The 22,215-nt window shown below is 64.4% G+C and carries 18 protein-coding genes and 1 riboswitch; of the genes, 16 read left to right on the plus strand and 2 right to left on the minus strand.

What is annotated here, in order from left to right; translation table 11 throughout:
- Window positions 1-95: 95 nt before the first annotated feature.
- Complete coding sequence (locus tag NCR34_RS22970) at window positions 96-2,351, minus strand: two-partner secretion domain-containing protein (protein ID WP_250501110.1); 2,256 nt, start codon at window positions 2,349-2,351, stop codon at window positions 96-98.
- 290 nt (window positions 2,352-2,641) lie between these two features.
- Window positions 2,642-2,950 (minus strand): cupin domain-containing protein, encoded by a 309-nt coding sequence (locus NCR34_RS22975; RefSeq protein ID WP_250501111.1) that lies wholly within the window; start codon window positions 2,948-2,950, stop codon window positions 2,642-2,644.
- 631 nt (window positions 2,951-3,581) lie between these two features.
- Window positions 3,582-3,669, plus strand: a riboswitch (cyclic di-GMP riboswitch).
- Window positions 3,670-3,722: 53 nt separating this feature from the next.
- Between NCR34_RS22975 and NCR34_RS22980 the strand changes: the two genes are divergently transcribed.
- From NCR34_RS22980 to NCR34_RS28075, 16 genes are all read left to right on the plus strand, one after another.
- Entirely contained in the window at window positions 3,723-4,520 is a 798-nt protein-coding gene (locus NCR34_RS22980) for a spherulation-specific family 4 protein (RefSeq protein ID WP_248323477.1), read from the plus strand.
- A gap of 602 nt (window positions 4,521-5,122) precedes the next feature.
- A complete protein-coding gene (locus tag NCR34_RS22985; RefSeq protein ID WP_248323476.1) occupies window positions 5,123-6,217 on the plus strand; it encodes a sugar ABC transporter substrate-binding protein in 1,095 nt (364 codons plus the stop codon).
- Between the two features lie 69 nt (window positions 6,218-6,286).
- A complete protein-coding gene (locus NCR34_RS22990; protein WP_248323475.1) occupies window positions 6,287-7,849 on the plus strand; it encodes a sugar ABC transporter ATP-binding protein in 1,563 nt (520 codons plus the stop codon).
- 11 nt (window positions 7,850-7,860) lie between these two features.
- On the plus strand, window positions 7,861-8,898 hold the full coding sequence (locus tag NCR34_RS22995; RefSeq protein WP_248323474.1) for an ABC transporter permease: 1,038 nt from the start codon (window positions 7,861-7,863) through the stop codon (window positions 8,896-8,898).
- Window positions 8,899-8,912: 14 nt separating this feature from the next.
- Entirely contained in the window at window positions 8,913-10,367 is a 1,455-nt protein-coding gene (locus tag NCR34_RS23000) for an aldehyde dehydrogenase family protein (protein ID WP_250501112.1), read from the plus strand.
- Window positions 10,368-10,406: 39 nt separating this feature from the next.
- Window positions 10,407-11,921 (plus strand): xylulokinase, encoded by a 1,515-nt coding sequence (xylB, locus tag NCR34_RS23005; RefSeq protein WP_248323472.1) that lies wholly within the window; start codon window positions 10,407-10,409, stop codon window positions 11,919-11,921.
- On the plus strand, window positions 11,918-12,631 hold the full coding sequence (locus tag NCR34_RS23010; protein WP_248323471.1) for an HAD-IA family hydrolase: 714 nt from the start codon (window positions 11,918-11,920) through the stop codon (window positions 12,629-12,631). Before xylB ends, NCR34_RS23010 begins: the two co-directional genes overlap by 4 nt.
- Window positions 12,631-13,476 carry a MurR/RpiR family transcriptional regulator gene (locus NCR34_RS23015; protein ID WP_248323470.1) on the plus strand — a complete coding sequence of 282 codons (846 nt, stop codon included), beginning with the start codon at window positions 12,631-12,633 and terminating at the stop codon, window positions 13,474-13,476. Before NCR34_RS23010 ends, NCR34_RS23015 begins: the two co-directional genes overlap by 1 nt.
- Before the next feature lie 40 nt (window positions 13,477-13,516).
- Window positions 13,517-14,281 (plus strand): ribose-5-phosphate isomerase RpiA, encoded by a 765-nt coding sequence (gene rpiA, locus NCR34_RS23020; protein WP_250501113.1) that lies wholly within the window; start codon window positions 13,517-13,519, stop codon window positions 14,279-14,281.
- Complete coding sequence (locus NCR34_RS23025) at window positions 14,278-15,063, plus strand: SDR family NAD(P)-dependent oxidoreductase (RefSeq protein ID WP_248323468.1); 786 nt, start codon at window positions 14,278-14,280, stop codon at window positions 15,061-15,063. The genes rpiA and NCR34_RS23025 overlap by 4 nt, the downstream gene beginning before the upstream one ends.
- A 37-nt stretch (window positions 15,064-15,100) precedes the next feature.
- Window positions 15,101-16,489 (plus strand): FAD-binding oxidoreductase, encoded by a 1,389-nt coding sequence (locus NCR34_RS23030; RefSeq protein ID WP_248323467.1) that lies wholly within the window; start codon window positions 15,101-15,103, stop codon window positions 16,487-16,489.
- Window positions 16,490-16,492: 3 nt separating this feature from the next.
- Window positions 16,493-17,140, plus strand: coding sequence for a glucose-6-phosphate isomerase (locus NCR34_RS23035; RefSeq protein WP_248323466.1), 648 nt, complete (start codon window positions 16,493-16,495; stop codon window positions 17,138-17,140).
- Window positions 17,137-18,111, plus strand: coding sequence for a shikimate dehydrogenase family protein (locus tag NCR34_RS23040; protein ID WP_248323465.1), 975 nt, complete (start codon window positions 17,137-17,139; stop codon window positions 18,109-18,111). Before NCR34_RS23035 ends, NCR34_RS23040 begins: the two co-directional genes overlap by 4 nt.
- 11 nt (window positions 18,112-18,122) lie before the next feature.
- Window positions 18,123-19,628, plus strand: a complete 1,506-nt coding sequence (locus NCR34_RS23045) for a xylulokinase (protein WP_250501114.1) — start codon at window positions 18,123-18,125, stop codon at window positions 19,626-19,628.
- A 28-nt stretch (window positions 19,629-19,656) separates the two neighbouring features.
- On the plus strand, window positions 19,657-20,313 hold the full coding sequence (locus tag NCR34_RS23050; RefSeq protein WP_250501115.1) for an HAD family hydrolase: 657 nt from the start codon (window positions 19,657-19,659) through the stop codon (window positions 20,311-20,313).
- A gap of 265 nt (window positions 20,314-20,578) precedes the next feature.
- Entirely contained in the window at window positions 20,579-22,129 is a 1,551-nt protein-coding gene (locus tag NCR34_RS28075) for a methyl-accepting chemotaxis protein (protein ID WP_284506666.1), read from the plus strand.
- The last annotated feature ends 86 nt before the right edge of the window (window positions 22,130-22,215 follow it).

Below are 22,215 nucleotides of genomic sequence, written 5' to 3' on the forward strand. Positions count from 1 at the left end.
GGCGACTGGGACGGGCGCGGAACATGCGCCTTTCTCAGTCGCCTTTTTTCGTCGAGAGTCGAACGAGCCGTGGCGCACGACGCCTGCATCGAAAGCTATTTACCCACTTGCCACTGCAGTACCGGGTGAGATACGCCCGCGATGAACGTCCATACTCCGCCCGGCGCGAAGTTCCACGTCGGGCCGAAGCTCGACGCCATGCTCATTTGCGCGGTCGTCAGGCCGTTCGCTGCCGGAATCGGCGTTCCGCGAGCCGCACCGACGCTCTGGCCCGACACTTGGCGGTCCCAGTAGACGTCCTTGGCGACGGTGCCTGCGTTGGTCGACGTGATGCCACCGGTGCCGCCCGGCGGCAGAACCGGGAGAATGTTCATCGCGGCGAAGGATTCCTCGATCCTGCCGCCGTTGTACTCGGTCAAACCGCCGTCTGTCAGGGCGCCGCCGGTGCCGGTCGCATACGACTGCCTGATGATCCCGTCCGGCGCGTTCTCGCCCGCGATGCCACCCAAGTGAGAATGCGAGCCGCCGGAGTAGTCGCCGTTAGAGGACGACTGCACGATCAGGCCCGAGTTCGACATCGCGATGCCGCCCATCAAGCCTTGCGCATACATCGTCACGCTGCTCGTCGCGCGCGAGACGGTGCCCGTGTTGTCACCGACCACGCCGCCGATGGCTCCCGCGCCTTCCTCGGCGGTGTCCATCTGGCCTTTGACGTCGACGTTCGCGATCAAGCCGGCCGATGCCCCCGCGAGCAGACCGGCGTGCGTTCCCCCCGTCGAAGCGTTCGCGTTCGTCAGATTCACGTTGCGTACCACGCCCGATGCCCCGATCGTCGAAAAAGTGCCGAGAGGTGGGGAATCCGAGGCCTCGACCGTGAAGAACGAGATGCCGTCGACGGTATGCCCGAAGCCGTCGAACTGGCCGGTGAAGCCGGTCGTGCTGCCCAGACCGATCGGCGTGAAGACGCCCTTCGAGGACAAGTCCTTCCCCAGCGCGTAATTGCCGGCGAGGTTCTGCGATATGTTCTCCAGTTCATCGATCGAGTTGACGAGCCGATAAGCCGTCACTTGCGTCTCGAGTCCGCTGAACGGCGCGGCGGCCCACGTGGCGTTCGTGCGTACGGTGCCCGGCGTGTACTGACCATTCGAATCGTAGAGCGCCGCGACGAAGCCGGTGCTTCGCGACCAGTCGATGGTGCCCGCGTTCGTGATGCTGCCGTGATTGTCGACGCCTTTCGAATCGGCGCGCAGCGTCAGGTTGCCCGCGCCTGTGTTCGATAGCGTGGTGGCGGGTCCGATCAGAATGGAACGTCCGGCGTTCAGCGTGAACGAAGCCGCGCCGTTCCAGCGGAGGGTCGAAACGATATTGATGTCCCTGTCCGCGTTGATCGTCACCGACGTGCCGCCCGAAAGGCTGCGCGACAGCGCCGCCGCGTTGTGCGGTCCCGCGTTCAGTTCGCCGACGCCGATGTTCCACTTCGACGCCGTCACCGTGCTGTGCTCGAACTCCATCGTCTTGCCGATGGTATCGACCGTGCCGCCGGTGCCGTCGCTATTCCGCGCGCTGATCCTCTCGTGCTGCTGCACATCGCCCTGACGCGCGACGAGCCAGACGTGACCATCGCGCGTGGCGGTGCCTGTCGCGCGCAAAGCGGCGTGACGGCCGGCGAGGGCGTAGACGTTGCCATCGGCCGCTTCCAGATGAATCTGCGCGGCGCGAATGGTGCCTCCGTTGACGACATCGCCCAGGCTACCCGGCTGCACGAAGACTTGCGTGCCGGATGCGGAGTCCTTCAGCAAGACTTGCTTGCCGGTGACGAGTTCTGCCGTTCCGTTCGGTGCAGCGATACGTCCTTCGTTTTCTGTGCGAGAAATGGAAATGAGGAATACGTCGCCACCGCTCGAACTGATCCGGCCCAGATTGAGCACGGAGGCGTGGCTCGCGCCGGACAAGGTCAGCGGACCGCCCGCCATGAAGCCGTCGTTGGACGCATCGAGCGTAGAGGCGACGAAGCGGCCGCCCGTCGTGACGACGCCTTGCCGTCCGATCAGCACGCCCTGCGGATTGATGAGGTAAAAGCTGCCGGTCGCGCTCAGGCTACCGTCGATGGTCGACATGTTCGAGCCGGTCACGCGCGACAACGTGGCGCCCGAGCCATTGTTGACCTTCACGCTGTTGCCCGCGCCGATGGAAAAGCTGTTCCAGTCGATCACGCCCCGTGCCGAGCTCTGCGTGATGGTGACCTGATCAGGACCCGACGCGATGCCGCCTGATCCCGCGACGAAGCGGCCGTTCTGCGGCAACGGGCCGGCCGCGAAGGCGACCGGTAGCGAGGCGCATGTCAGGAGCATCACAACCGCAGGCTGGGACAGGCGATGACGACAAACGAACGGAGCGCACATAAGGCCTCCCGTTGCATAGCACAACGAAGCTAAGGGTGCATCGTTAAGCATAGGCCGCGATAAGGAGAATGCAATGCGCGCGTAAGCCGGCTCGCTGCACGGGTGTGCGCTTCCGATGGCTCTCCGCTCGATGTGTGTGCCTTCAACGTAACGTCCGACGTTTCATCACGTACGAGCCATCGGTTTGCGCTGCGTGCGCTGCCCACTACGGTCTGATGCGAGTCCTTTGCTCGCGACCATCATTCCATGCTCAAGCGTTCGCACGTATGCTTCGGCGTCCAGTCGTCGGCTGGCAAGCCGCGCGGCATGGTCGCGTCCATGAGGATAAGCACCAGCCAGTGGCCTTGTTCCTTGCCGATGCCGGTGAGGAGCATCGGCTCTCCCGGCGGAACGATCACCGGCGGCGCGCCCGGCCGGCCGAGCTGTTCTCCATGCGGCGTTTCGAGACACTGCGCACCGGTGAGAACGAACCACGCTTCGGTGCCCGGATGCCGATGGATCGTCGACTGCATGCCGGGCTTGAAGTTTCCCTCCATGTAGGTGGCCATCAACGAACTGGCTTGTGGAAGTGTCAGCGGGCCGACATCGGCGATATGTTCTCCCGCCGATGGACGCCAGGACTCGCCCGCGATAGTGAAAAGCCAAACCGTCCCGAGGATTTCGACGACCGTACCGTTCGCGCTCTTCGCCGCTTGCGCCGATGAACGGTCCGCGAAGCGATCGATATGCCAGTAGACCGGGCCGTCCGGAAGTTTTTGCAGATGCTGTTCCCGCGTGGACGAAGCAGCCGTACTCGGTGGTCCGTTCGTTGACGGGGATGCAGGCGCCCCCCGTTTGCGCGAATGCGCGCGCCGGCGCCGCGAGTCCGATCACGGCCACGCCGATGACGCCCGATGCGACGGCCGCTGCTCTGACGATACGCTTCTGAAGTGACGGCAATTCTCGCATCGATGCCTGACTCCGAAAAATAATACGCAGTACTGTACGTATCTTAGATTCGGAATGCGTTTTCGCAAGCAGCGTACGGCTAGTGTCCGATTCAAAAGTGCGGCGTGCGTGCGACACCGCACAGAGCATGTCAATGCAAGCCCGGATTAGCCGACCGCGCTTTTCAACGCCAGACCGCACCGAAAAAAATAGACGCGAAAAGGGCTAAAGATGTCCGCCGCCCGAGCCGATAATGCGACGAGGCAAACCCGGAGTGATCCGGCGACGCAAAGCTAAAGGGACTCACGCGTGACCACGAGTGAGTTTGCCAGTTGCCCGCCACGAACGGCGGGCCAATCGACGGCGGCAGCAATGCCCGTGTCAGGAGGCGAAATGCAAATCAATCGGGCGTTCTTGAAGTGGGGGGCTGCACTCGCTGCGGTCATGTTGAGCAGCGCGGCGTTCGCGGCGGGCAGTGCGGGCGGGACGAGCACGTCTCTCAGCCTCGTCGTGCCGTCGTATTTCTACCCGACCAAAAGCGCGGCGGACTGGAACGGTCTCACTGCGCCTGCTAGCAAGGCGTCGACCACCGCTATCTTGAATCCGAATAGCGGTCCCGGCACGAGCGCCGATGCCAATTACGTCGCCGCCATCGCCAAGCTGCACGCGGCGGGCGGCAAGGTCATAGGCTACGTATCGACGTCTTATGCGAAACGCTCCTTGTCCGCAGTCGTGGCCGACATCAATACGTACGTGAGTCTCTATAACGTCGATGGCTTCTTCATCGACGAAATGACATCGGACAGTCAGACTGCGAATGTTCAGTTCTATCAGTCTGTCTATAACTACATCAAGGGACTGAAGTCGACGTATTCGGTCACGGCCAATCCAGGCACCACGATCCCCGAGGTCTACGCGAGCTTGCCGACGGCGGACCAGTTCGTCGTCTTCGAGGACAATGCAAAGAACTACGCGAAGTTCCAGCCGATGAGCTGGCAAGCGGCTTATCCGAAGAGCCGTTTCGTGCACATCGTCTATAACGTAAGCGCGGCGCAAATGCCGGGCGTGTTGGCGTATGCGAGAACGCATGGCGCAGGCGGCGTGTATGTGACGTCGCTAACGCTGCCGAATCCTTATAAGGGCCTTCCCGCCTATTGGAACGATGAAGCGACCAACGCCGCGGCGCAGTGAAAGAGGCGCGGCGTTTTTTCTGCAATAGGGATGCGGCTGGTGCAGCAGTACGAACATGGTCGCTCGCCGATGCTTAGGGCGCGACGAGTCCGCTTGAGCGCCTCTTTATCCTCTGGTACGAGTCGTTGCTGTCGATTGCTCCCCGGCACGCGACGAGAACGCAGATCGGCATAGATCGAGCTATCGCCGTCGCTTCGCACTTCGATGTCCTTCGTTCGCACCGACGTCACCGCGTGCGAACCAGCCTGTCTCTCTTCCACGATTCAACACGCCTGCTTCGCCTTCCCGCACGCCGGTAGTCACGACTCGATTCCTGCGCGCTGTCTGAACACATCCCATCGGCATCGGACCGGTCGCATGATAGTAAGACTACGTTTTCCCGCCATCGACGCCTAAGCTCTTCTCCCCCGTAATTCCCCCGCGAAAGCCCGCGAAACAAGCCGCTGCGCCGCATCAACGAGTAAACCCTAGCTTGCCCGCGCTGCGCCGTTCTCAGTATATTTTGATTGTATTACTACGCAGCAAGGGAACATCACTAGCATCCAGTCGAGCTATCCGTGGCACGCGCCGCTGCCCATATCGGTGTTGAGGAGACAACAACTATGGAAGAAGCACAGGAAGTCGCATCGCGTAGAAAGTTCCTGGCGGGTCTTGCCGCCACGGCCGGCGGCGTTGCGCTGTCGTCGGTATCGAAGCTCGGCTTCGCGCAGCAGAAAGTGTTCGTGCCGTTCAGCAACAAGAGTCTCGACTACTACTTCTTCGTCACGCAGCAGGAAGCGGTGAAGCGCGCGGTCGAAGCGAAGGGCTGGCAGTTTCAGGCCGTGAACGCGAACTTCAGCAACACGTCGCAACTGGAGCAGTGGAACAGCCTGATGCTGAAGAACCCGTCGGCGATCATCGCGGACCCGATCGACAGTCAGGCCATCGTCAGCGTCATCAAAAAGTACAACTTCAAGAAGATCCCGATCGGCATCATCGACACGCCCGCGCTCGGCGGCGATGTCGCGATCACCGTCGACTTCGACAACAAGGCGGGCGGCGTCATGGCCGCCGAGACCATCGTCGCGGCGCTCAAGAAGAAGAACGGGTCCGCGAAGGGCACGGTGCTGAACTGCTACGGCGCGTTGCAGTCGGTCGCGTGGCGTCTGCGCAAGGAAGGCTTCGAAGAAGCGATGAAGAAGTATCCGGACGTGAAGGTCATCAGCCGTCCGACGGAAGGCTTGCTCAAGAACATGTTGTCGGTCACGCTTTCCACGCTGTCCGAGTATCCCGATCTCGACGCCGTGCACGCGCCCAGCGATTCGCCGGCGCGCGGCATCGTCACGGCCTTGCAGCAGAAGGGCAAGTGGAAGAAGGTCGGCGAACAGGGGCACGTGATCTTCGTGAATATCGACGGCGAACCGGCCGCGCTGCAATGGATCGGCGATGGCTACATGGATGCCGTCGTCTCGCAGGACCCGATCGCCTACGCGCAGATCACGGTCGAAATGCTCGACAAGTATTCGCTCAAGGGCCAGCCGGTGCCGCACGGCGACTACCAGAACAGTCAGTACTTCTGGGAGAAGGCAGTCGTCACGAAGTCAGAGACGGGACCGAGTCTCGTGATTCAGCCGTTCGTCGTGGATGCAAGCTCGGTCAAGGACAAGCGGCAGTGGGGCAACATCGCCTATAACGAGTGGGGCATCCGCTATTCCTGATCCGCGCCAGTCCAAACGCGTTGCACGGCGCGCATTCGGCGCGCCGAATTCGGACCGGAGACTTTCTGAATGTCGGATACACCCAGCAACGATTACATCCTGCGGACGCACGACGTCGTCAAGCGCTACAAGGCCGTGCTCGCGCTCGACCGCGTTTCGATCAACATCCGGCGCGGCACGATCCACGGTCTGCTCGGCGAAAACGGCGCGGGCAAGTCCACGCTCGTGCGGCTGATCAGCGGGCAAACCACGCCGAGCGAAGGGCGCATCGTCCTGGACGGTGAAGACGTACAGGGCTCGGACGTTCAGGAGATGGAAGCGCGCGGCGTGTTCCTGGTGACGCAGGAACCGATGATCGTCGATTCCATGTCGGTTGCCGACAACCTGATGCTCGGGCGCTGGCCGCTGAAGCGCGGCATCACCGGTCGCGTGGATCAGCGCGCGTTGATGCAAAGCGTCGAAGCCGCGCTCGAAGGCACGGACTTCGATCCGCGCATGCCGGCGCGTCTGCTGTCCGCCGTCGCCAAGCGCAAGCTCAACATCCTGCGCGCGTTGCACAGCGGCGGCAAGCTGCTCATTCTCGACGAACCGACCACCGCGCTCACGCTCGCCGACCGCGAGCACCTGTTCGACTTCATGCGCAGTCTGAAGGCGCGCGGCGTGAGCTTCGTCTTCATCTCGCACTACAACGAAGAGATTCTCGATATCTGCGACGGCGTGTCCGTCCTGCGCAATGGCAAGCTCGCGGGCGAGCACGACGATCTTTCGAAGATCGACTCGGACGGTCTCTCGGAACTCGTCATCGGGCGCGACGTGCCGCTGTTCTATCGCGAACGGCGGGATACGGCGGCGGCCGGCCGCGAAGGCTGGCGCGTCGAGGGTCTCGCGGCGCCGGGCGTGCAGGTGGACGCGTTTTCCATCGCGCCGGGCGAGATCGTCGGCTTCGCCGGACTGCCGGGGTCGGGCGCAAAGGAATTCGCGCTCGCGCTCTTCGGCTCGAATCGCGCGACGCGCGGCCGGATCACGCACGACGGCAACACGAGCGCGCCGGCCGGTCATCCGGGCGAGGCGTTTCAGCGAGGCATCGCGTATCTGTCCGACGACCGTCATCGCGACGGGCTCGTCGGTCTGCAAAGCATCGCGCACAACATCACGCTGTCGAGCCTCAAGCACGTATCGAAGGCCGGCGTCATCGATGCGAACGCGGAACGCGGTGTCGTCGCGCGTTACTTCGAGCACTTTCGCGTGAAGGCGCCGACCGCCGAGGTGCTGCTCGGCACGCTTTCCGGGGGCAATCAGCAGAAGGTCTGCCTCGGCCGCGTGCTCGCCACGTCGCCGAAGCTCCTGATCCTCGACGAACCCACGCGCGGCATCGACGTGGGCGTAAAGGAGGAAGTGCATCGCATCATCGATACGCTGACGCGCGAGGGATTGAGCGTGATCGTCATTACGAGCGACCTCGACGAGATGGTGCGCCTCGTCGATCGCGTGTCGGTGTTCGTCGGCGGGCGCATCGAGCGCGAATACACCGGCGCGGAAATCGCGAAGGACGCCATCTTGCAGGCTGCCTTCAATGTGGAGCCGGCGTCGAACGACAGCGTGCCCGCCGAGCCGCTGGTGAATCAATCATGAGGAGACAGTCCATGCAAACACGAAGCGACCTTTCTTCGTCGCCTACGCCGGCGGCGCTCGCCGGTCAGGGCGGCGCCGCGCCGGCCACGGGAAGCGGCAAGCGCGGCAAGGGCGGCGTGCAGTGGGTGTTCCAGAACGTCGTCTGGCTCTGGCTCGCGGCGCTCGTCGTCGTGTTCGGCGTGCTCAATCCCTTCTTTTTCACGCTGTCGAATCTGCAGAACGTGCTGGTGCAGGCGACGGTGCTCGGCCTGCTCGCGCTCGCGGTGTCGATGCCGCTGATGGTGGCGGAGATCGACCTCTCGATCGCGAGCAACATGGGATTTTCCGCCGCCATCGGCGCGATTCTTTCGACGCGGCTCGGGCTCACGCCCGCCGTCGGCGTGCCGTTGGGCATCGCGGTGGCGACCGCGATCGGCTTCTTCAACGGCCTGTGCGTGACGCGCCTGAAGATGGTGTCGCTCATTCAGACGCTCGCCGTCATGATCGTGCTGCAAGGCTCGCTGCTCGCGGTAACGCAGGGCAACACCATCTCGGACATGTCCACCGGTTATATCTGGATCGGCCAGTACACGGTCAACAACTGGCCCGTCATGCCGATCGTGTTTCTCGTCGTACTCATCGGCATGGGCTTCATGTTGCGCAAGACGGTGCTCGGCCGCTATCTCTACGCGACCGGCGGCAACGCGCTCGCCGCCAATTCGGCCGGCATTCGCGTGAATCGCGTGAAGGTCATCGCGTTCACGCTGTCGGGCTTTCTCGCGGGCGTCGCCGGCTATCTGCTCGCCGCATGGCAGATGGCGATCACGTCGGATCAGGGCGAAGGCTTCCTGCTCTATGCCATCGCCGCGCCGATCATCGGCGGCGTGAGCGTGTTCGGCGGACGCGGCGGCGCGCTCGGCATTCTCGGCGGCGTGCTGCTGCTGACGGTGATCCACGTCGGCCTCGCGATTACCGAAGTGCCTTCGTTCTACGTGCAGATGATCGGCGGCATTCTCATCTTCATCGCGGTCGCGGTGGATGCCATCCGCGTCAACTTCGTTTCGCAATAACCTTGATCCGGACCATGACAGAACCTCGTCAGTGCGAGATGTATATCGATGGGCGCTTCGGCAGCGAAGGCGTTCGCGAATGGATCGATGTCGTGAATCCGGCGACGGAGCAGACCGTCGCCCGCGCGCCCGACGCCGATCAGGCGACGATCGATGCCGCCGTCGATGCCGCATCGCGCGCTTTCAGAAGCTGGCGCCGCGTGAATCCGTTCGAACGCTCGCGCCTGTTGCATGCGACAGCCGATTGCATCGCGGAAGACGAACGCGCCATCGCGCTGGCGATCACGACGGAAATGGGCAAGCCGCTCGCCGAAGCGCAGGGCGAGGCGCGCAAGCTCGCCAAGGCGTTCCACTACTACGCGGAAGAGGCCGTGCGCATCTACGGCGAGACGATCCCGAACGAAGACGACGGTTTCGTCAGTATCGTGGAGAAGGAGCCGGTCGGCGTGGTGGCGGCCATCGCGCCGTGGAACTATCCGGTGGAACTGATCGGCTGGAAGCTCGCGGCATCGCTCGCGGCGGGCTGCACGATTGTCGTGAAGCCGTCGGAATTCACGCCGTCGAGCGCGGAAGCCGTGTTTCGCTGCGTGCATCGCGCGGGATTGCCGGCGGGCGTCGCCAATCTCGTGATGGGCGCGAAAGAGGCCGGCAAGCGGCTCGTCGGACATCCGCGCGTCGACAAGGTGGCGTTCACGGGTTCCGGCAGCGCGGGCGAGGACATCTACAAGACGGTGCGCGGCATCACGGGTTTGTCGCTCGAACTGGGCGGAAGCTGTCCGCTGATCGTGACCGCCCATGCTGACCTCGACCTCGCGGTCGCGGGCGCGCTGCGGCGCGGCTTCCGCAACGCAGGGCAGATCTGCATTTCGATCAATCGCGCTTACGTGCAGGAAGCGGTCTATGACGCCTTCCTCGAACGCCTCGTCGATGGCGCGCAGAAGCTCGTCGTCGCGGACGGCATCGCGAACGAGAAAGCCGACGTCGGACCGATGGCCACGCGCGCGGGCGTCGAGAAAGTTCGCCGTCATCTCGACGATGCGCGTGAGCGCGGCGGCCGCATTCTGTGCGGCGGCGGCCGGCCGGATTCGATGGCATCGAATGAACGGGGCCTCTTCTATGCGCCGACGGTCGTTGCCGACGGCACGCCCGACATGCTCGTGATGCACGAGGAAACGTTCGGCCCGGTGATCGGCGTGACGCGCTACAAGATGCTCGACGACGCCATCGAGGCCGCCAACAGCACGCCCGCGGGCCTCGCGGCTTACGCGTACACGGAGCATGTGCGGGAGACGTTCGCGCTCTCGCGCGAACTGGACTTCGGCAACGTCGCCATCAACAACGTCGACGCAGGGATCATGAACGCGCCGTACGGCGGCCGCAAGCAGAGCGGCACGGGCTACGAGCACGGGCGCGAAGGCATGGAAGGCTATCTGCACCTGAAGCACGTGCGGCTGCGACACCGCGCATAAGAGACGCACGACGACCACGCATACGCAAACGGAGCGGCCATGGAACGGTATCTTCTCGGCATCGACGTCGGCACGTCCGCATGCAAGGTCATTGCAGTGGACGGCGCGGGCAATGTCGCGGCGAAGGCGCTCGCGGCGTATCCGCTCGTTTCGCCGCGGCCCGGCTGGGCCGAGCAGGACCCGGAGCACTGGTGGAGCGCGACGCAGACCGCGCTCGCGCAAGTGCTCGATGCGCTGCCGGATCGTCGCGCGGTGGCGGGCATCGGGCTGTCCGGACAGATGCACGGCCTGACCGCGCTCGACGAAGCCGACAACGTGCTGCGTCCCGCGATCCTCTGGTGCGACCAGCGGGCCGCGCCGTATTGCGACGAGATCACTGCGCGCGCAGGCGGGCTCGATGGTCTGCTCGCGCGGGTGCAGAACCGCATGTTGCCGGGCTTCACGGCGGGCAAGCTCTTGTGGATGCGCGAGCATGAGCCGGCGCTGTTCGCGCGCATGCGGCGAATGCTGAACCCGAAGGATTACCTTCGCCTGCGTCTGACCGGCGAGCACATCACCGATGTGTCCGACGCATCGGGCACCGGTCTCTTCGACGTGCGCCAGCGCCAGTGGTCGGGCGCGCTGATGTCTGCGCTGGACTTGCCCGCATCGCTTTTGCCGCAGGTCGTCGAATCGACCGAACGCGCGGGAACGTTGCGGGGCGACCTGGCGCAGGCGTGGGGCTTGCCGCGCGACGTGCCCGTGTTCGGCGGCGGCGGCGATTCCGTCATCCAGACGACGTCGATGGGCGCGATCGATGCCGGTCCACTCGGCGTGACCATCGGCACGGCGGGCATCGTCGCGGGCGGCTTGCGTACGTGTCCCGAGGCCACCGGGCAATTGCAGATTTCCTGCGGCAATGCGCCGGGCCGCTGGCACGTGATGGGCGTGACGCTCTCGGCGGGCGGCGCGTTCGAATGGCTGCGCGGCGCGCTGCGGCGCATGACGCCCGATCTGTCCTTCGAACGCATGACGCAACTGGCGAAAGCCGCCGCGCCCGGCTGCGACGGACTGCTCTTTTTGCCGTATCTGCTCGGGGAGCGCTGCCCGCATGTCGCGGCAGACGGACGTGCCGCGTGGATCGGCCTCACGTCGACGCACGATGCCGCTCACATGATCCGCAGCGTCATGGAAGGCGTGCTGCTGAACATCCGGTCGATCGCATCGCTGGGCGCGAGCGCCGGCCTCACGTGCGACGAGGTGCGTGTCTCGGGCGGCGCGACGGGGGAACCGCTGTGGCTGCAAATGCTCGCGGACGTGCTGCAACGCGAGGTGACCACGGTCACGGGCGCATCGGAGGGCGGCGCGTACGGCGCGGTGCTCGCGGCGGGCGTGGGCGCGGGCTGGTGGACATCGCTCGACGAAGCGGTCGGCACGCTGCGCGTGACGGGTCGCGTGAGCCCGGACACATCGCTCAAGGCGCTCTACGACGCACGTTTCGACACCTTCCGCACGCTGTACGACGCGCTGCGTCCGGTCTATCAACACATCGCCATGGAGAACCCGAGCCGATGACCGTCAACGAAATCATCCTTGAGGCCGAACGAACGGTCGACGCAGTCGTATTCGATCTCGATGGCACGCTCGTCGATACCGCGCCGGACATCGCAAGCGCCGTGAATCGCCTGCTCGCGACGCACGGCATCGCGCCGCAGACGGTCGGCTTCGTGGAAAAGTTCATCGGCGAAGGCTCGCACGGGCTGATCGACAAGTTGTACAAGGGCCTCGGTCTCGAACTGGATCAGGCGCGCGTCAGCGCGGACGTCGAGACCTATCTGTCCATCTACAAGCAGCATCCGGTCGAAAAGGCGACGCTCTACGCCGACGCGCTCGATGCGATTCCCGCGCTGCATGCGGCCGGCGTGAAGCTCGGCGTGTGCACGAACAAGGCGCAACAACTGGCGCAGGCGGTTCTCGCGCACTTCGGCATCGACCGGTATTTCAGCGCGGTCGTCGGAGGCGATATGCTTGCGCAAAGAAAGCCGCATCCCCGGCATTTGCTGATGACGCTCGAACAGATGGACGCCGCGCCCGAGCACACGCTCTATATCGGCGACACGCGCATCGACGCGCAGTGCGCAAAGGACGCGCAGGTTCGCTGTCTGATCGTCAACTGGGGCACCGGGCCGGACGTTCCCGTGCCCGATGACAGGCGGCTCGATTCCTTCGCCGAGTTAGTGACGAGGTGCGCCGCGCTCAATGCGTCGCGCCTGCCGGGAGCCTGATGAGAAACGACCTGCTGCGCCGTATCGCGCTTGAACACCCATCGTTGACGGGCGCGACCTTGCGCATCGCCGATGTATTGCTGGGCGCGCCCGAAGCCGCGCTCAAGATGAGCATGGCCGAGTTGTCGGAAGCGGCGCAGACCAGCGACCCGACCGTGGTGCGCTTTTTCCGCCGCTTCGACTGCGCCGACTATCAGGACTTCAAGGTCCGGCTCGGCCAGGGCCTGATACCGCAGGCGCCGTTCGATTACGAAGCCATCACGAACGCCGATACGCCCGCGAGCGTGTGCAGCAAGATCGTGAACAATTCGCTGCACGCCATTCAACGCTTCGCGCGTGACGTGGATTCCGCCGCCATCGAGCGCGCGACGCAATATCTGATCGATGCGAAGGGCATTTTCCTGTTCGGCCTCGGCATCTCGGAGACCATCGCCTTCGATGCCGAGCACAAGTTCTTTCGCCTCGGGCTGCATTGCCGCGTCGTGCTGGAAAGCCAGCGTCAACTGCTGCTCGCGCCGACCTTGCGCAACGACGAAGTGGCGGTCTTCTTCTCGCATTCGGGCTCGACCAAGTCGCTCGTGATGGCGGCCGCAATGGCGAAGGGCAAGGGCGCGGTGACCATCGCCGTGTGCGCGCCGGGCTCGCGGCTCGCGCAGACCTGCGACCTGACCGTCGCCGTGCCCGCATACGAGAACACCGAGTTGTACACGCCGCTCACGGCGCGCATCAATCACCTGCTCGTGGTGAACATGCTGGTCGCCATGCTGGGCCTGCGGCAAGGGCGCGAGCTGCCCGACAACCTCGCCGCGCTCGACCCCTGGTTCACCGACAAGTTCATGGATTAGCCCTTGTTTCAGGGGTGTTTCGATAACAACGGAGACGCAATTGGGTACGCATATCGAACCGGGCTATGCCCGACTGGAGCCGCAATCGAAGCAGGACGAGGCGAAGCTCGTCTCGGGTATCAAGGCGGTCGACCACTACCTCGCGCCGGGCATGAAAGTGGGGCTCGGCTCGGGCACGACATCGCACTGGTTCGTGCGCGCGCTCGCGCCGCGCGTGAAGGACGGGCTCGATATCGTCGGCGTGCCGACATCGAATGCGACGCGCGAACTGGCGATCGAACTCGGCGTGCCATTGACCGACCTCGGGCAGATCGACCGCCTCGACGTGACCATCGACGGCGCAGACGAGATCGATCATCAGGGCAGCATGATCAAGGGCGGCGGCGCGTGCCTGCTGTGGGAGAAGATCGTCGCGGCGGCGTCGCGCAAGATGGTCGCGGTCGTCGACGACAAGAAGGTCTTCGATACGCTCGGGCGTTTTCCGCTGCCGATCGAGGTCATCCAGTTCGGCTGGCAAAGCACGGAGCGTCTGCTGCGCGATTTGTTCGTATCCGCGGGATTCGATGCGGGCATCAGGATCGAGCGGCGCACGAAAAACGGCGCGCTCGTGGTGACGGACAGCGGCAACTGGATTCTCGACTGCCATCTCGAAGCCATTCCTGATCCGCTCGCGCTCGCGCCGCGCTTCAACGCCATTCCCGGCGTGGTCGAGCACGGCCTCTTCACCGGCATCGCGAGCGAGATGATCGTGGGTCATGCGGACGGCACGGCGGATATCGTCGTTTTCGACGGAGCGCGCCAATGAGCGAGATCGCAAAGGAAGACACGGGCGCGACCCTCGACGTCTTTCGTCTGGATGGCGAAGTCTGCGTCGTCACCGGCGCGGCGCAGGGCATCGGTCTCGCGATAGCCAAGGCGCTGCGCAATGCGGGCGCGACGGTCGTCATCGCGGACCGCGAAGCCACGCTCGGGCAGCGCGCCGCTGACGCGATCGGAGGCAGCTTCGTCACGCTGGACGTGACGGATTCATCGTCGGTCGATGCGGGCTTCGATGCGGTCGTCGCCGAGCACGGCAGACTCGACGTGCTGGTCAACAACGCGGGCGTCGTCAGGAACGCGGCCGCGCTCGAAACCGACGACGCCGCGTGGCGCGCCGTGCTCGCCGTGAACCTCGACGGCGTGTTCTATTGCTGCCGCAGTGCCGCGCGTCACATGTCGCGGCAGAAGAGCGGACGGATCGTCAACATCGCGAGCATGAGCGGGAGCATCGCGAACAAGCCTCAGCCGCAGGCATCGTATAACGCATCGAAAGCGGGCGTGATTCATCTCACGCGTTCGCTTGCCGCCGAATGGGCGGCGGACGGCATCCGCGTGAATTCCATCTCGCCAGGTTATGTCGGCACCGAACTGACCAAGCGCGGCTTCGCAAACGAAGCATGGCGCAAGGTGTGGCTGGACTACACGCCGCTCGAACGCATGGCCACGCCGGACGAAATCGCGCCGGGCGTCGTCTTTCTCGCGTCGCGGGCGAGCGCGTTCGTGACGGGATCGGACATCGTGATGGACGGCGGCTACACGGTCTGGTGATGCAGCCACTAACAAGATGAACGGAGACGATGAACCTATGAGCGCACTCGATGCAATCCACGCATTGCGCGACGCCCTCGGCGCGGATGTGGTGGCGTTGCCGGAAGAGTTCGGCGACAAGCGCGTGGTGGACTGGAGCGGCTTGCCCGGCGCCGTGCCGCTCGCGCTCGTGCGTCCGCGCGATACGAACGAAGTCGCGCAGGCGCTCGCCATCTGCGCGCGCTACCGTCAGCCGGTGGTGACGCAAGGCGGCCTGACAGGACTCGTCGGCGGCGCGAACCTGCGTGGCGGCGAGATAGCGCTGAGTCTGGAGCGCATGAACCGCATCGTCGAGATCGATGCGGTCTCCGCGACGATGACCGTCGAAGCGGGGGTCGCGCTGCAAACCGTGCAGGAAGCGGCGAGCGCGGCCGGATTCTACTTCCCGCTCGATCTCGGCGCGCGCGGCAGTTGCGCCATTGGCGGCAATCTCGCGACGAATGCGGGCGGCAATCGCGTCATCAAGTACGGCATGATGCGCGATCAGGTACTGGGCCTCGAAGCGGTGCTCGCGAGCGGCGAGATCATCGGCGGGCTCAACAAGATGATCAAGAACAACAGCGGCTACGATCTTCGCCATGTGTTGATCGGCAGCGAAGGCACGCTCGCGGTCATCACGCGTGCCGTGCTGCGTCTTCGGCCGAAGCCGACGGCCACGGCGACCGCATGGTGCGGCTTGCCCGACTTCGCCTCCGTCACGACGCTCCTCACGCGCGCACAGGCGCAACTGGCAGCGGGCGTATCGGCGTTCGAAGTGATGTGGGCGGGCTATCACGACGCGGTGATCGCCAACCTCTCCGCGCTGCGCGCGCCGCTTGCCGAGGCGCATCCGTTCTACGTGCTGCTGGAAAGCGTCGGCACCGACCCCGAGCGGCACGACGAAGCCTTCGAGGAATTTCTCGGCGGCATGCTCGAAGCGGGCGTGGTGACGGATGCGGCCATTGCATCGTCGGAAGCGCACGCGCGCGACTTCTGGGCGATCCGCGATGCGCCCGGCGAATACCAGCGCTTCATTCCGAATCACGCCGCTTACGACGTGAGCTTTTCGATCGCGCAGGTAGGCGTCGCCGCCGCGCGTTGCGAAGCGCGTCTGCGCGAGCAATGGCCCGACGCGCTCGTGATGACCTACGGGCATCTGGGCGACGGAAACATCCATATCGTCGTGGATGTGCCGGGCATGGGCAAGCACGATCACGACGAGATCGACCGCGTGATCTACGACGTCACGCGCGAGTTCGACGGCTCGATCTCGGCCGAGCACGGCATCGGCACGAAGAAGCGCGATTATCTTCCGCGAAGCCGCCGCGAAAGCGATATCGCGGCCATGCGCGCGATCAAGTCGGCGCTCGATCCGCTCGGCATTCTGAACCCCGGCAAAGTGGTGTGACCGATGAACCCAACTCTTTCGAACTGGCCCGAGCCTCGCGCGTTCAGAGTCGATCTGTCGAGCGGCCTGATGGAGGGCACGGGCACGCGCTATCAAAAGCGGTTGAAGGATCTTAACGGCCTCTATGGCGATGCCGATGCCTTTGCCACGCTGGTGGCTGCGCGCGGCGACGAGGTCGTGTATGACGTGACCGATCATCGTCCGAGCGATGCGCCCGGCGATCTGATCACCGGCGTCACGCGCATGAGTCCCGGCAAGGTGGGCGACGAGTTCTTCATGACGCGCGGGCACATTCACGCGAATATCGACAGGCCCGAGCTCTACTTCGGGCTCAAGGGGCATGGACTCATGTTGATGGAGTCGCCCGACGGCGAGACGCGTATCGTCGACATCGAGGCTCATACCGTGTGCTACGTGCCGCCGCGATGGATTCATCGCTCAGTGAATCTGGGCGACGACGATTTCGTGATGCTGTTCTGCTATCCCGCGGATGCCGGGCAGGACTACGCGATCATCGAGCGCGCCAACGGCATGAAGCTGCGCATTCTCGATGACGGCAAGGGCGGCTATCGCAGCGAGGCGAACCCGGCGTATGTCGCGCGCGATGAGGCGCAGATCGCCGGTCTGCTGGCACGAACGGAGCGCGAATGATGACATACGAAGCGGCAATCAAGCCCACGTTCTGGTTCATCGGCGTGACCACCGCGCAGAGTTCGATCATGCGCGTGTTTCCCGAATGGGCCAGGCATCTCGGTCTGGGCGATGTGCAGATGAAGGGCATTGACTTCGCGCCGCATGCGGAGCCCGAGGCGTATCGCGAGGCGGTGCGCTTTCTGCGCGACGATCCGCTTTCGCTCGGCGCGCTCGTCACGACGCACAAGATCGACCTGTATGCCGCGTGCCACGATCTCTTCGACGAGATCGACGAATACGCGCAGGCCATGAACGAGACCAGTTGCCTGTCGAAACGCGACGGCAAGTTCGTCTGCCACGCCAAGGACCCGATTACCGCCGGCTTTGCGCTCGACGGCTTTCTGCCCGCGCAGCACTTTGCGACCTCGGATGCCGAGGTATTCGTGATGGGCGCGGGCGGATCGGCCATCGCGATCACGTGGCATCTGATGCAGACGAAGCGGGGCGCGGACCGGCCTGCGAAGGTGATCGTGTCGGACCCGTCGCACGAACGTTTGCAGGAGATCGAACGCATTCACGGCGAGCTCAATCTCGGCGTGCCCTGCGAATACGTGCCCGTCTCACAGCCCGACGACAACGACCGCGTGACGGCGCGGCTGTCGCCCGGGGCGCTCGTCATCAATGCTACCGGCCTCGGCAAGGACAGGCCCGGTTCGCCGCTCACGGACGCCGCCGTGTTTCCCGAACACGCGATTCTTTGGGAGCTCAACTATCGCGGCGATCTCGTGTTTCTGGATCAGGCGCGGGCGCAACGCGAGCGCAGGCACTTGCAGGTCGAGGACGGCTGGACCTACTTCATCTACGGCTGGACGCGCGTGATGGCCGAAGTCTTCCATGTCGACATCGCGACGCGCGGACCGGCTTTCGAGGCGCTCTGCCGCATCGCCGCCGATGCGGGCAAGCCCGCGCCGCGCGCAGGCGCTGCCTGACGCCGGTGCCGATGGACGCCCTCTATCTCGCGATCGATGTGGGCACGGGCAGCGTGCGCGCCGCGCTCGTGGATGCGCGCGGCGTCGTGTGGACTATCGCCGCGCACGAGCACGAGCAGATCGTGCCGCGCTACGGCTGGTCCGAGCAGCGTCCGGCCGACTGGTGGTCGGGCGCGGCGCGGTCCATTCGCGAAGTGCTGGCGAGCGTCCCGGAGGCGGCGTCGCGTGTGGTTGCGGTGTGCGCGTGCGGCCAGATGCACGGCACCGTTCTCATCGACGACGACGGCAAGCTTACACGCGACACCGCGCCGCTATGGAACGACAAGCGCACCAGTGCCGAAGTCGCCGCGTTTCGCGCGCGGGCCGACTACGCGTTGCATGCAAAGCAGGCCGCCAATCCCGCGACGCCCGCGTGGCCCGCGTTCAAGCTGCAATGGCTGAAGGCGCACGATCCCGCCGCGTTCGAGCGCGCGACGACCGTGTTCATGCCGAAGGACTACGTGAACTTCCGGCTGACGGGCGAGCGCGCATGCGACTGGAGCGATGCATCGACCAGCTATCTGATGGATGCGTCGACTCGCACATGGTCCCGCGCGCTTCTCGATGCCTTCGGCCTCGATGCCGCGAAGCTCGCGCCGATCCGCGCGCCGCTCGACATTCTCGGCGGCGTCACGCAGGATGCCGCCGCGCAGACCGGCTTGCGTGAAGGGACGCCCGTGCTCGTCGGCGGGGCGGATTATCCGGTGTCGGTGCTCGGTTCGGGCGTTCATGCGCCGGGGCTCGCGTCGGACATCACCGGAACGTCGTCGATCATCACCGTGATCGCCGATACGCCGATGCTGCACCCGGACGTCTCCAACCTGGTGACATGCGACGGTTCGTGGGGCCGCTTCATGCTGCTGGATTCCGGCGGCGACGCGATGCGCTGGGCGCGGCGTGCGTTCCACGAAAATGCCTTGCCCTACGACGTCATCACGCAGAAGGCCGCGAGCGCGCCGGTCGGTGCGGACGGCCTGTTCTTCCTGCCCTACCTCACAGGCGAGCGACTGGGCGAACACGCCAACTCGCGCGGGCAGTTCTTCGGCATCACGGCCAAGCACGGATTGGGGCACTTGCACCGCGCGGTCCTCGAAGGCGTGGCATTCGCGGTGCGCCGTCAGATCGCGCTGCTTCGGCCGGAAGACGGCGGCATCGACCGGATCGTGGCGGCGAGCGGCGGCGCGCGGGCCGCGTTGTGGCTCGCGATCAAGGCGAGCATGTATCGCACGCCGATCCTCGTTCCTGCCGAAGTGGAGTGTGGCGTGATAGGCTGCGCTGTTCTCGCGGCCACCGCGCACGGACAGTTCGCGCGTCTCGCGGATGCGGTCAGCGCCTTCGTCCGGTTCGAGAGCGAGGTGCAGCCCGATCCGCGCGCGAGCGACAGGTACGATCGCATGATGCCCATTTTCGAGGGGCTCTACGCGCAGGCGCAGCAGTTCTACGACGATCTCGACGCGCTCGACGCACACGCGTTCTGAGCGCATGCACGACAAGGATAATCGGGCTTTGATCAAGGCAATTCTGTGGGACATGGACGGCACGCTCATCGAGAGCGAGTCGCTGCATCTGGCCACGCTCGTCGAGGCGCTCGCGCATCACGGCGTGCAGGCGGGTCATGAAATGCATCCGCTCGTTTTCGGCAAGACCGGGCGCGAAGTGCATGCGCTCGTTCGTGAGCGATTCGGGCTGACGGTCGACTTCGGCGAATGGTCGGCGTTTCGGGCGCGCTCGTACCTGAACGGCGCGCCGAAGCTCACGCCGCGTCCCGGCGCGCTCGAGGTGTATCGCGCGGCGAAGGTGGCCGGCATCACGCAGGCGATCGTATCGAACGCGTCGCGCATGTTGCTCGAAGCGAACCTGCGCGCGCTCGGAATCGAAGATCCTTCGCTCATCACGGTCAGCGTCAACGACGTGCGTCACGGCAAGCCCAGTCCCGAGCCGTACGAACGCGCAGCGTGGCTTCTGCGGCTCGCGCCGGAAGAGGTCGTCGCGGTCGAGGACAGTCCGACCGGCGCGCTCGGTGCGATCGCCGCGCACATGCGCGTGATCGGCTGGCCCGTCGATGATGACGCCGCCGCGCTCTTTCACGCCGACGCGGACATCGTGCACTCGCCGGACGAACTCGCGGCGAAGCTCGGGCTTCCTGCTGAGGCGTTGCGATAGAGCGGTGACTTCGGGCCGCAGTCAGCGGAGTGCTGGTCTTCGGTCCGCTTACGCCGATGCGACCTGTGACGCATGAAAAGGTGCGTACTCAAACTCATGGATGAGACACGGCCAAGCTTTCGATATCCATACGAACCAGCTGTGCATAGGGTAAAACTACCCGCTCCACGTCGAAAGTTCGTCTAAAAAAGTAGATGCGACGCTTAAGCCTGGTGCATGCATGCCGAAAAATGGTGCATGACCCACCGCAAGGCGCACTACTGACATGGCAAACCTCACTGTAAAGACTCAACTCACGCTCATCGCCGGATCGATGGGCGCATCGATGATTGCAATCGCGCTCGCCGGCGTCGTTGGAATGAACCAGACTGGCGAAGCATTGCGCAGCGTCTACGAAGATCGGACGGTGTGCATCCAGCAACTTGCTCAGATCAACAACCGGCTGCAGGACGAAGTCATCTCGCTCTCGAAGGCAACGCTCGACCCGCAGGCAAGCGCAGCGGTACCGGCTATCGAACGCGCCAACAAGGACCGAACGGAAATCGACGCGCTCTGGAAGGAGTACATGTCGAGCTACCTGACGCCGACCGAGAAGCAACTCGCCGACACGTTCAAGGACAGCTATGGCGCGATCGAAACGAAAGGCTTCGCGCCTCTGCGTTCGGCATTAGCCAATAATCAACACGAGCAGGCGTACACGGTACTTCACGGCGGAGTCGATGCGGAATTGCCGAAGGTATTGGCAGCGATGCGTGATTTGCGACAGCTCCAGGTCGACGTTGCGAAGAGCGAGTATGAGGCATCGCGTGAACGTTTCGCGGTCTTGCGCGCGATCCTGATTGCGCTTGCCATCGCGGGCATGACGATCGGGGCGGGCGTGAGCGTGTTCATGGGAAGACGGCTCTACAGGGCGCTCGGTGGCGAGCCGGCGTACGCGGCCGAGATGGTAAGAACCATTGCGTCCGGAAATCTGACTTCCCCGATCGCGCACGATCCGGCGAATGAACACAGTCTCGTCACATCGCTCGAATCGATGCGCAGGCAATTGAGCGGAGTCGTGGCCGGCATCAAGACATCGGCCGAATCCATTTCGGTCGCGGCCGGCGAGATCGCGCAGGGCAACGTCGACCTGTCGCAACGAACAGAGGAACAGGCCGCGTCGCTCGAGGAAACGGCGGCCAGCATGGAGGAACTAACCTCCACCGTGCGACTGAACACCGAGAACGCGCTACAGGCGAGTTCCCTTGCAGCGTCCGCGTCGGATACGGCGGCGGAAGGCGGCGAAGTCGTGGACCGCGTGGTATCGACCATGCGCGATATCTCCGACAGCTCGTCGAAGGTGGCAGAGATCATCTCGGTCATCGAAGGCATCGCGTTCCAGACCAATATCCTTGCGCTAAACGCAGCCGTTGAGGCCGCCCGCGCAGGCGAGCAAGGGCGCGGCTTCGCGGTAGTGGCGGGAGAAGTGCGCACGCTCGCGCAACGCAGCGCCACCGCGGCGCGGGAGATCAAGGAACTGATCGGCAGTTCGGTGGAACATGTGAACGCGGGATCGTCGCTCGTGCTCGACGCAGGCAAGACGATGGATGAGCTTGTCCGCTCGGTCAAACGCGTGACGGACATCATGGGCGAGATCGCGTCGGCATCCAACGAGCAAAGCACGGGCATCGAACAGGTGAATGTCGCGGTCGGCCAGATGGATGAAGTCACTCAGCAGAATGCCGCACTGGTCGAGCAAGCGAGCGCGGCGGCACAAGCGATGGCCGAGCAAGCGAACAGCCTTCGCCGGGCGGTTGCGGTTTTCAAGGTCGACTGACCGCCTCCGAAAGAAACAGCGCGGGTTCGCAGTGCACTGGCGTGACTTCGCTGCGCCGATAGCACTTCGCGGTCCGCGTTTCGCAT

This window comes from Caballeronia sp. GAWG1-5s-s (assembly GCF_023631445.1).
In the GTDB taxonomy this organism is placed as follows: Bacteria; Pseudomonadota; Gammaproteobacteria; order Burkholderiales; family Burkholderiaceae; genus Caballeronia.